At 60.1% G+C, this 10443-nt stretch carries 11 protein-coding genes and 2 pseudogenes; 5 read left to right on the top strand and 8 right to left on the bottom strand.

The genetic code is table 11. From position 1 onward, the window contains the following. Nucleotides 1–297 (bottom strand): annotated as a pseudogene (locus YA0848_RS36290) (hypothetical protein); the annotation flags it as partial. Nucleotides 298–1164: 867 nt separating this feature from the next. Next, nucleotides 1165–1530, bottom strand: coding sequence for a hypothetical protein (locus YA0848_RS34950; RefSeq protein ID WP_169902360.1), 366 nt, complete (start codon nucleotides 1528–1530; stop codon nucleotides 1165–1167). 489 nt (nucleotides 1531–2019) lie between these two features. On the opposite strand from YA0848_RS34950, the pseudogene YA0848_RS34945 reads away from it, so the two are divergent. Further along, a pseudogene (locus YA0848_RS34945) lies at nucleotides 2020–2187 on the top strand (AAA family ATPase); the annotation flags it as partial. Between the two features lie 277 nt (nucleotides 2188–2464). Next, a complete protein-coding gene (locus YA0848_RS34940) occupies nucleotides 2465–3334 on the top strand; it encodes an AraC family transcriptional regulator (RefSeq protein ID WP_169902361.1) in 870 nt (289 codons plus the stop codon). An 8-nt stretch (nucleotides 3335–3342) separates the two neighbouring features. Here the strand turns inward: YA0848_RS34940 and YA0848_RS34935 are convergent, their stop codons facing one another. The 3 genes from YA0848_RS34935 to YA0848_RS34925 are packed head-to-tail and all read right to left on the bottom strand — an operon-like array spanning nucleotide 3343 to nucleotide 5804. After that, nucleotides 3343–4008: a hypothetical protein gene (locus YA0848_RS34935; protein WP_169902362.1), complete on the bottom strand. Its 666-nt coding sequence runs from the start codon at nucleotides 4006–4008 to the stop codon at nucleotides 3343–3345. A 2-nt stretch (nucleotides 4009–4010) separates the two neighbouring features. Further along, nucleotides 4011–5372: a M48 family metallopeptidase gene (locus YA0848_RS34930; RefSeq protein WP_232925256.1), complete on the bottom strand. Its 1362-nt coding sequence runs from the start codon at nucleotides 5370–5372 to the stop codon at nucleotides 4011–4013. A 3-nt stretch (nucleotides 5373–5375) separates the two neighbouring features. Beyond that, entirely contained in the window at nucleotides 5376–5804 is a 429-nt protein-coding gene (locus tag YA0848_RS34925) for a hypothetical protein (protein ID WP_034114580.1), read from the bottom strand. Nucleotides 5805–5977: 173 nt separating this feature from the next. Between YA0848_RS34925 and YA0848_RS34920 the strand changes: the two genes are divergently transcribed. Next, on the top strand, nucleotides 5978–6925 hold the full coding sequence (locus YA0848_RS34920) for a helix-turn-helix transcriptional regulator (protein WP_034099238.1): 948 nt from the start codon (nucleotides 5978–5980) through the stop codon (nucleotides 6923–6925). A 75-nt stretch (nucleotides 6926–7000) separates the two neighbouring features. Further along, nucleotides 7001–7456 (top strand): VOC family protein, encoded by a 456-nt coding sequence (locus tag YA0848_RS34915; RefSeq protein WP_169902363.1) that lies wholly within the window; start codon nucleotides 7001–7003, stop codon nucleotides 7454–7456. Nucleotides 7457–7459: 3 nt separating this feature from the next. Here the strand turns inward: YA0848_RS34915 and YA0848_RS34910 are convergent, their stop codons facing one another. The 3 genes from YA0848_RS34910 to YA0848_RS34900 form a co-directional block, all read right to left on the bottom strand. Continuing rightward, nucleotides 7460–8239, bottom strand: coding sequence for an SDR family NAD(P)-dependent oxidoreductase (locus YA0848_RS34910; protein ID WP_169902364.1), 780 nt, complete (start codon nucleotides 8237–8239; stop codon nucleotides 7460–7462). A 55-nt stretch (nucleotides 8240–8294) separates the two neighbouring features. After that, entirely contained in the window at nucleotides 8295–8660 is a 366-nt protein-coding gene (locus tag YA0848_RS34905; RefSeq protein WP_034136833.1) for a hypothetical protein, read from the bottom strand. A 106-nt stretch (nucleotides 8661–8766) separates the two neighbouring features. After that, nucleotides 8767–9561: a hypothetical protein gene (locus YA0848_RS34900; RefSeq protein ID WP_034114591.1), complete on the bottom strand. Its 795-nt coding sequence runs from the start codon at nucleotides 9559–9561 to the stop codon at nucleotides 8767–8769. 285 nt (nucleotides 9562–9846) lie between these two features. Between YA0848_RS34900 and YA0848_RS34895 the strand changes: the two genes are divergently transcribed. Next, nucleotides 9847–10443: MFS transporter (locus YA0848_RS34895; protein WP_198731572.1), on the top strand; the 597-nt coding region annotated here is incomplete at its 3' end.

Raw genomic sequence — 10443 nt, 5'->3', positions numbered from 1 at the left:
GCAATCTAAAGACAATACAAGACCCAGACAAACGCCCCCCACAAAAGAGTCGGCAACTCGCTTCAAATCTCTTCCGCCAGGGCGATAGTAAATTGCTCGTCCGGCAAAAACGAGTCCAACCAAACAGCTAACGACTATATAGGTGGTCCACTCAGGAATCGACGCCATTAAAACGGTTCGAGTCCCAATGCGACTAGCCCAAAGCATATAAACAATCCAGCCCACTACCAAAATCAGGCACGGCGCCGCCCAGAATGCTTTTTTCTTTGGCTCGTTTTCAAATGAAGGATATTCCATTCCCTGAATGCTCTATTTTTTATTTCCACCATGAGTCGAAGGCAGCGCAGCTCAACAGCCACAGGCTTGTCACGACGCCCCTCAAGATATTCACGGCTTTCGCCGAGGTGTGCAATAGCACCGAGACCAGAGTGCCGGCGTACGCGCTCGGAACGACGCCAGGGTGATTGAGAGCGTGCCGACCATCAGGCACTCAACTGAATAGTCCCCACTCTAGTGGGGACATTTTAGATTTCTGCTTTTGGACAATCTCTGCCTATCGCCGCGGACGACAGTCGACCGATCTGATTAGACTACGCCGGGGTCCTGTCAGAGATTATTTTCATGCTGATTAAATGCCAAAGATGCGGGCAAGGTGACGTTCGAGCAATGCGGGTCTGCTCTACACAACTTTTACTGTGGGTGTGCGACGAATGTGAGGCAACGTGGGCGAGCCCGTTTGAGGTGAATGTCTGTAACTTTGAAGACTTCGGGACATTAATGGCCGGCATGGGCTGCAAAGGTTTATGGTCAGAATTAGAGCCACAGTGATAATTTCGTCATCAACTACTGTCTATCAAAGGCCCCTTCTGGCCGATAACTGACTTTCTAATTGGAAAGGCCGAGCTGGAATGGCTGATAGGCAGCTAGTGCGCTTGAGTCCCTCTAATGATAGCCATGGCGTTCTCATCGTACTGGTAGCCGCCATAATTACGCTCCAAGATCTGCCCTATCTTGGGTTCAAAGTTAATAGCCATCAATCGTCCTTAGGGCTGGTTTGCTGGCAGAATTCATGATGCTACAGCGCCACGCATTTCGCGCGAAGGCGTGCTGGGCATATCCATGCGATGGGTTGCTGCGAAAGTTGCGTGAGCGAGTGACGCCCGATTAGCGTCCCCTGAGTGGATAGTGGTCGATGCGACACGGATGCGGGTGGCCGTCGCCCTTGCAAATGCCATCCAGATACCGGTAGTCAATCTGCACCGACTGGCCTTTTCGAGGCCATTGCCGACGCGGGAGGGTGTTCTGGTAATCGGTGGTTTCCGGGGTGAAGGTGACCATCGAGCCTTGCTGGGGACATTGCGTGGTGGTTGAGGTCGGGGCGGCCTTGAGGATCCGCCCATGCAGTTGTGGGTACGGTTGTTTCAAGACGTCGACGATCTGTACGTCCAACCGGCAAATCTGCCAGCTCGCCGCGTGGACGGTGCTGCACAGAGTGGTGAGCGCAAGGGCCAGCGCTGCGTATGTTTTCATGGGTTAAGTGTCCAGATCCTTGGAACAAGCAACCTGGCAAGGCCCTGAACTTCCGTCAGATTCTGGCTGATCTAGTCCTTGGCGCCGGGTCAGTTTGGGAGTGGCAGCACTATGCCAATTACCCAGTGGCCAATACAAGTCTTATGACTTTAATGTTCCCCTGTGGCGAGGGAGCATGCTCCCGCTGGGCTTAGAGGGTCTTCAATCCCCCCAGTAAACTGGACGGCGAGAGGGAGCCAATAGGGATATGGGTGTAAGCAATAAGCCAGAATGACTTTAGATATGCAGTCGCATGCTGTGAGCCTCGACTATCGGTCTGAACCAGAACCGCGCCGGCTTTCCGCTTTTGGCCGAACGCTCCCTTTCCCAACCGCCATATATTGGTCAAACGCCCCCCACAACACCAACCTCCCTTTTGTTGACACACACCGCCATTAACACAAAATCCCCCACCAACCACTCAACGTGCTCAACCCAAAAGGAGTCCCAATGCAGCGCGTGATGATCGTCGGTCAACCCGGTTCCGGCAAAAGTACGTTAGCGCGCAAGCTTGGCCAGCGTACGGGCTTGCCGGTGATTCATATCGATACCATCCACTGGCAACCCGGTTGGGTAGAACGCAGCTGGGACGAGAAGACGCGCTTTTGTAACGAGGTCTAGGCGCGTGATGTTTGATTGCGCCAATCGCGCCTTAGCTATTCACACGACACTCTCACAGGCGACAAATAACGCTGTGGTGAGCGTTTTGGCCCTGCGCTGGGCTGCGAANNCAAGCCTGCTCACCACAAAGACCTGATGTTCTCAGGTTATGTTTTCACTGAACGGGTTGTGTAGAGACTCTTACCCCAATCGCACCTTGAGCAAACCCGGCTAGGCACGCGCGCCCCGCTATAGTCGACTCTATCGCCGACCGCCCTTCCAGGAGTTTCTCCCAGTGTCCGAGACGCCGACCCAACGCGCCTACACCAAGCGCTTCAACGCCGTTCTCGCCTATATCCAGGCCAACCTCGAAGGCGACCTGTCGGTGAATACGTTGAGCCGATTGGCGAATTTTTCGGCGTTTCACTTCCATCGACAGTTCACCGCGTTCGTCGGCGTGCCGGTGTCGCGTTATGTGCAACTGATGCGCCTGCGTCGTGCGGCCCATAGCCTGGCAAACGCTGCCGATTATTCGGTGCTGGAGGCCGCGCTCAGTGCCGGTTTCGATAGCCCGGAGGCATTTAGCCGGGCGTTCCGGCGGGCGTTCGGTATGGCGCCGAGTGCGTTCAGGAAGGCGCCGAACTGGCAGACCTGGAATGCGGTGTTCGCTATCCCTCACTTTTCCAGGACGATCATCATGCAATCACGCATCGTAGAATTTCCCCAAACCCAGGTGGCCGCGCTTGAGCATTGCGGGCCCGCCGGGCTGGTCAACCAGACGACCAGCCGATTTATCCAATGGCGCAAGCAGAGCGGCCAGTCGCCGGTGGCGTCGAGCCGCACGTTTGGCATTCCCTATAACAACCCCGATACCACTGCGCCCGAGGCGTTTCGCTTTGCTATCTGTGGCGAGATTGACGAGGCGGTGGCGCCGAATGGGTTTGGCGTGCATGCGCGCGTCATTCCTGCCGGGCGCTGCGTGGTGGTGCGGCATGTGGGCTCGCCGGATCATATCGGCGAAACGATTTATCCGATTTACCGCGATTGGCTGCCTGCCAGCGGCGAGGAGCTTCGCGACCACCCGCTGTTCTTCCATTACCTGAGCGTCTACCCCGAGACGCCGCAGGATCAATGGCAGACCGATGTGTATGTGCCGCTGCGCTAGCGGACCGATCAAGCCCGCTGGGCTTCCTGGCGCAACGCATCGAGGTGACGTTGCGCATGGGCGGCCTGGCAATAGGCGTTGAGGATCTCTGCGATCTGGTCGCAGTCCAGGGTGCGGCCGCCCTGCATCAGGCCGGCGGACTGGATGCGGATCTGCGGCTGGGGCTTTTTCAGGGCCAGGGCCTGGTTGCCGAACAGCTGTCGCGCGGAGCGATGGACAGGCAGGGGCGCATCGGCACGCAAAATCAGTTTCTGCACCGTCAGCCAGCCTTCCTCACTGATGGAGACGTCGACAATGTCCACCAGATCTACCGGCGCGCTCAGGGTGTCCACAAACAGCTGGCGGCGGGTCAGGCGCATAAAGGCGTGTTGCCCGGCGTTGCGGTGCTGCCAGGTGAGCAGCACGAACACCACGGCCATCACTGCGGCACACACGCCAAGGCCGGTGGAGCCCCGGTGCAGCGCGAACCCCAGCAGCGCCAGGGAAATCAGTAAAAACAGTGGGCCGCGCACCTTGTACCGGCGCGAGTTGGTGAATTCGGTCTGCTCGGGTACGCGCTGGATAACCTGCTCAAGTTCGGCGACCGCACGCTTGCGTTGAGCGTCGCGGGAGTCGGCATATTCCTGGCTGAGTGCACCGGCGAGATCCGCCAGCGGATCGGTGGGTTGGGTCATGGTCATTCTCCTTGGACGGTTGATATCGGCGGTGATACGGGCTGTGTGGCAGCCGACGACGCCGTACGGGTGAGTTGGCTGAACCAGTGTCGGTCGTGTTCGGTGGGCACACGGGTGGCCTCGGCCAGCAGGGCTTCATCCAGCGTGACGCCCAGTTGCTGAAGGCGTAATGCCGTGGGCGGGTGCGTATCGAAAGGGTGGGCGATGGCGTGATCCAGTGCTGCCTCGTTCAGGCGCAGCGGGGTATGGCGCAGATGGTCGGCCAATGCCTGGATCAGGTTGGGGTGACGCTCGCTGAGCAGCGTGTTGATTTCAGCGTCCAGCGCGATCACCCGTAACAGCGCTTGGCAAAACAGCCGCTCGCCACCGATGTTGCCGCCCACCCGATCCGCGACCAGTTCTTGAGCGCGGCCCCAGTGATGCACCGCCAGTTGAAAGTGGTGCAGGAAACGCTGCGTCATCCAGATCGCCGGACGCTCGATCCAGGCCGGGTCGGCATCTTCAGCGCGGATAAACGCACAGTGCAGGCACATCAGGCTGAAATGCGCGCCGATTTCGCTGCCGCGCTCGGTGTCGCGACTGCTGAAATGGCCCAGCTCATGACCGATGATGGATGCCGTCTCGGCCTGGCTCAGGGTCGAGAGGTAGGTCAGCGGCAGGTAAAGGGTGCGCCCGCTGAGCGAGTCGCCGGCCGGTTGCAAGAGCACATCGACGCTGGTGACGAAAAACGATTGGTCGATGCCCACCACGATATGGTCGGGCACCGGCGCGCCGGTGGCGGTGGCCAGTTGTTCAATCCACGCCCACAAGGCCGGAGCCTTGTCGCGCCCGATGCTTTGCCCCAGAAACGCCGAGGACGGGCTATCCAGGGCATGCCATTGCTGGCGCAGACGCCCGATTAGCAAGCATCCGGCCCACAGCACGGCAACCACCGGCACCGCCACCAGCAGCATGAACCAGCCACCGGCCTTGAAGTGGCTCCAGCCCCAGCTCAGTTCATACAACAGGCTCAAGGCCAATGCCCCCACCAATAGCGCGGTGTACGCCGCCAGCCAATGCCCCAAGGCACGCCAGCAGAGAAACAGGCGGTGGTAGAGAAAATCCCTGGACTTCAGCGCGCGCCAGGCATCCAGCCGCAGCTTGAGCCACGTCGCGGGCCCGGCCACGAATGCGGCGAGGGCCAGCCAGTAGGCCAACCCAGCCAGCACCTGACGCACGCGCAGCCAGGCATAGTCACTGCCGACACTCTGTGCTTCGCGCAGCACGTCATCGACACGCCCGCTTTGCACACTGGCCCAGCCCATCAATACCAGCGGCAGCAGCAACATCGTCAGCGGCCACGACCACCGCGCGAATCGGCCCATGGCTCAGTTGGCCTGCAAATAATCGGTCAAAAATGCCTGTGCATTGCCTTGGCTGGACAGGAACTCGTCATAACCGACGTTCAGCGTCTGCGACTCGCCGGGCAAGTACAGTTCGCCCCAACCTTGTTGCAGCACCAGCACCACGAACTTCTGACCGTCCACGGTGGTGGAATAGCGGGTGTCCTTGCTGGTCTTTTCCACGGCCATCTTCTGGATCTTCATGTTCCAGTCATGGTCCACGCCCTCTAGCTGCACCAGCGCCTGATTGTCGCTGCGCGCACCGATACGCAGGGTCCAGACTTTCACGCCGCCTTCACCGGCATAGGCCAGCACTTTTTCCGCGACTTCCGGGCGGTTGTCAGCATGGGCGAGCCCCGCGATCACGGCCAGAACCAAGCCCAGCAGCGCTGCCCACTTGCGATACATCAACATTTGCGGCTTCCTCGACAGTTCAAAGCCGACCATTGAAATCAACGCTTGGCCGCCTGCCAAGCGGGCCGGCCGTGGCGCACAACAATAAGGCCGTGACTCACAACAACTGATCGGCCTGCCCGATGTCGATATCATGCAACGCTGCCCACCAGCTCTAACGGACGCTTTTGCCAATGGACCGCCGCAACCCCTACTTGGACACCCACTTCTGCTTCGATCACCCGGAGGCCCTGGACCAGGCCGGTGTATTCGATGACAGCGCACGGCAGGTCATGGGCAGCGCGATCGGCCATTACCGCGCGCAGACGGTGCGGCCACATGTGCAATATTTCGACTGCGACTTGCAGTTTCCCGAGCCGTTGCGCATCCACAAAGTGCTGCCCGACAGCGTGTGCATCGTGCAGGTGCTGGGTGGGCAATGGCAGCATCGGGTGGACGGTCGGCTCAATCAATACACCCCCGGCGCGCCCCATGTGCTGGGCTTGAGCGAAAGCATGGAAGCGATGGACCAGATGCCTGCCGGCAGCCGTGCGCGCATGGCGGGGCTGCGCATCGGCGGCGACTATCTACGCGAATTGGCCGAAGAAGACCCGTCACTGCAACCACTGGCCAGGCTGCTCGACGCTGGCATGCACTTTTCAGAGTTGCATGGCTGTCGCGCCGTCGGGCGTTTGTTCGAGCGCCTTTATCACTCGCCCTACCAAGGGGCGTTGGAGCGGCTGAATCAGGAAAGCCTGAGCCTGGCCGTGCTGGTCGAGTTGGCGACGCATCTGGCGCCGCAGCCAGCCAAGCCCATGGCCCCGCTGCGCAGCCATTCGGACCTGGCACACGAGGCACGCTTCAAGCTCGATACCAACCTGATGAACCCGCCCGGTACGCTGGCGCTGGCACGGGAACTGGGCGTGGGCGAAACCACCCTGAGACGCGCCTTCAGCCGCGTGTACGGCCAGTCGATGCTCAATTACGTGCGCCAACAACGCCTGGAACTGGCGCGCACCCTACTGCGCCAGCGCAAATGGCACGTCGCGCAGATTGCCCACCGCCTGGGCTACGCCAACCCTGCCAACTTCAACCATGCCTATAAGGCGTATTTCGGTCATCCGCCGGGGGCTGAATCCTAGAATTGGCACAAGGTGTTTTGGGGCACGCAAATCGGCTACTGTCGTGGGCTTCCCTCTTTCGCCGGATGGCCAGCAATGGATCTGAAATTCAGTCACGTCGATATCTTGGTCGAGGACCTCGACGAGGCGTGCGCTTATTACGCCAACATTCTTAATGCGCGCATCTCCACGACCCAGGTCTGGGAACGCGGCGGCCTGCATGTGCGCTATGCGGTAGCGCTGATGGGCCAGGAGCGTTTTATGCTGGTGCAACCGTTGGCCGGTAACCTGCGGGTGCTGTTGGACACTCACGGTGAGGGCATGATTTACCGGCATTGCTACACCACGCCGGACATCGAGGTGGCTTACGCCGAACTGGTCGCCAAGGGTGTGCAGCCCGAGGACGAAAACGGCCTACCGTTGGCCCTGGAGGACCTGCAATCGCCGGCGGGCACGCGCATCATCTGGCTGCCCAAGCGTTTCGGGCACTTCTCCATCGAGATCCTTGAGGAGCAAGGGCTTGAGGCGTTTATGGTGGCGGCATTTGCCTGAACCTCAACGCGGGCCTTTGTTCTCCGACAGGCAGTTGCCGCCGTCGATCACCAGCAGTTCGCCGGTGATGTAGCTGGCCTCTGGCGACGCCAGAAACACCACCGCTGCCGCGACCTCATCCGGCCTGCCGGCACGCCCCACGGGCACATACTGAGCGGCGACGATTTCTCCGGCAGTGCTGGACTGCGTCGCGATCCACCCCGGCGCCACCGAGTTCACGGTGATGCCAAAGGGCGCAACTTCCAACGCCAGGCTCATGTTCATCCCTACCATGCCGGCTTTGGCCGCCGCATATGCCGCCTCGCCAGGGTTGCTGACCCGGGTGCCGGTGGTGGAGCTGACCTGTACAATGCGCCCGTAACGACGCTGCTGCATCCCCGGCAGGACCGCGCGAGTCAGCAGAAACGCCGTGGTCAGGTTGCGCGCGATTGACGCATTCCAAGCATCGAGGCTCATGCTGGCCACCTCAGCGAAAGCTTCGGCGTCGCCCTGCATCGCCATGCCCGCGTTGTTCACCAGCACATCGATTCGACCCCAGCACGACTCAGCCCACGCCACCAATTGCGCGACCTGATCGGCTTGGGTGAGGTCCGCCGCACGCCCTTGCACCTCGTAACCCTCCTCGCTCAATTGCGCGACGCGCTCGTGGATGCGGGCACTGCTGCCGGTGATGATCAGCTTTGCCCCCGCCGCTCCCAGCCGCCGCGCAATTGCCAGGCCAATCCCCTGCTCACTGCCAGCGCCACTCACCAGCGCGACCTGGCCCTTCCAGTCGTTCACCATTGCACAGCTCCTCGCGGTTACCTGGACAGACTGCTCGCGCCCTCCATGGCGCCGATCACTCCACCTCGTCCGACGGCGCGCCGTACGCCTCCCCAATCTCAACCCGGTCGGCCTTGAGCCAACCGGTGTAGTCCTCGCCATCCTTGGCCACGAAATTCACTTGCACCCAGGTCTGGTCTTCCAGCATGGCGTAGACCGTCAGGCCGTCACCGGGGATCACGAACAGCTTCTTGTTGGCACAAGCCTCATCCGGCGCGGTATGAAAATGCGCGCGCCCGGTGCCGATAACCTTGCCCTGCACCGCAGGATGAAATTCAGGCGCCGTGCCGGAGATTTTTTCCGCCAGGGCGGAGCAGTCGACAGCGGCCTGAGACAGACCGCTGAACAAGCACAGGCATAACAGGCTGGAACGCAGAAGCATGGGGCGAATTCCGAAGGAGTTGATGGCGCAGGACAATAAAGCCAGAACCTATTGGATAATTCAGGGCCATGCCAGCGTTATCTCAGAAAACCTATCCCCGGCGAAGTTAAATCACCGTCTGGGCTCGCCGGGTTTCTGCGCGCTCGGGATACATCAGGTCCTCAATTTCTTGATACGTACGCTGAATGCCAGACACCGGCGCATCGGCCTCCATCTTGCGTACCTGGGCGGTGAACTTCATCCCTTCAGCGGAGTTGAAATCGAAGTTGGCAGGCATGTCTCTAATGAGGTATTCGGGCATGGTTTTCCACAAAACCAAATACGCCGCGGCAGGCGCCAACGCTTGCGAGACGAGGCCCTTGCGCACGAGATTACTGGCCAAGTTGTCGAATACCTCTTGCGGGGTGCTAGAAGCAAATGGCTTCAGTTGAATGCCCGCAAAATGAGTGGGGCTTGTGGGGTTGGCTGACGCTTCGGAGGAGCTGCCTTTCTCCAACAGACTGAAGGCCCCCGCCGCCGTGAGGTCAAAACTCGTCGGAGATTGATCACCGCCAAGCTGGCTCTTGAGCTTTTCTCCCAGTTTTTTGCCCAGCTCCTTGCCCAAAGGCGTATGGAGCAGCGCGCCCAGGCGAGCACTGGGGACGTTTGCCACTGAGTTCCAATCAGAATCACTGATTTGAAGACGCATTTGTTCAAGCGTGGGCAGGGGATTGAAGTTGTTCAAAATAGAACCATGGATGGCCGATTGCTTGGCGGTCTCGTACAGCCCCCCCTCTAGCGCAACAGAGGAATTAAGATCGTCGAAGAGCCGCGACGCGGCCGTCGAGTCGTCAACCCCTGGAGTGACGTAACTGGCCTGGGAGGTAGAGGATGTCGTTGGCGTGCTGTTAACCGTAGTCATGTGTTGGGACTCACTGTATTGACGGGAAAAATACAAACCGCTTCTTTCGAAGCGTCCCTTTGTAGTGGAGCAGCAACTGCGTACGTTCCGCCTTGATGTTTGCGAAACATTTACGCGTTATCGCTTTAAAGCGCTTCGTTGAGCAGCGCGCATTAATTGCAGTGATGATCACTATCGAACCACCGACCTGTTTAATCGCCAGACCGGCTTCCTATAATCGCCTCCACTTTCCTCCCCGCGTCCCCGTCGACTGACTTCAGTCGGCCCTCTCCCGGAACCCAACTTATGCCAAGCGCCAGCCAGGCCCCTCGTGGCCTTCCCGAACATAATCAGCAAAGCGTCAAACAACAGTGGTTGGCGATTCTGTCGGTCGCCGTGGGCGCCTTCGCCCTGGTTACCAGCGAATTTCTGCCGGTGGGGGTGCTCAATGACGTCGCCAGCGACTTAGGCATCAGCGCCGGCCACGCCGGGCTGATGGTGACGCTGCCCGGCATCATGGCCGCGCTGGCAGCGCCGTTGCTGTCGGTGAGTATCGGCGCGATGGACCGGCGCTATCTGCTGATCGGCCTGACGCTGATCATGATCATCGCCAACGCCGTCGTGGCCTATGCCAGCGACTTCAGCTTGTTGCTGTTCGGCCGTGTGTTACTGGGCATCAGCATCGGCGGCTTCTGGGCCACGGCCATTGCGCTGAGCGGACGCCTGGCGCCCAAAGGTGTCGGCGTGGCGCAGGCGACTTCGATCATCATGGTCGGCGTAACCCTGGCCACCGTGCTCGGCGTGCCCGTCGGGACCTGGCTGAGCGGCCTGATGGGCTGGCGCATGACGTTTCTGGTTACCGCGTTGGTGGGCGTGCCGGTGCTGCTGGCGCAGATCTTCCTG

This window comes from Pseudomonas sp. S4_EA_1b, assembly GCF_016307435.1.
Taxonomy (GTDB): Bacteria; Pseudomonadota; Gammaproteobacteria; order Pseudomonadales; family Pseudomonadaceae; genus Aquipseudomonas; species Aquipseudomonas rhodesiae.
This window is presented reverse-complemented; position numbering and strand designations above follow the sequence as displayed.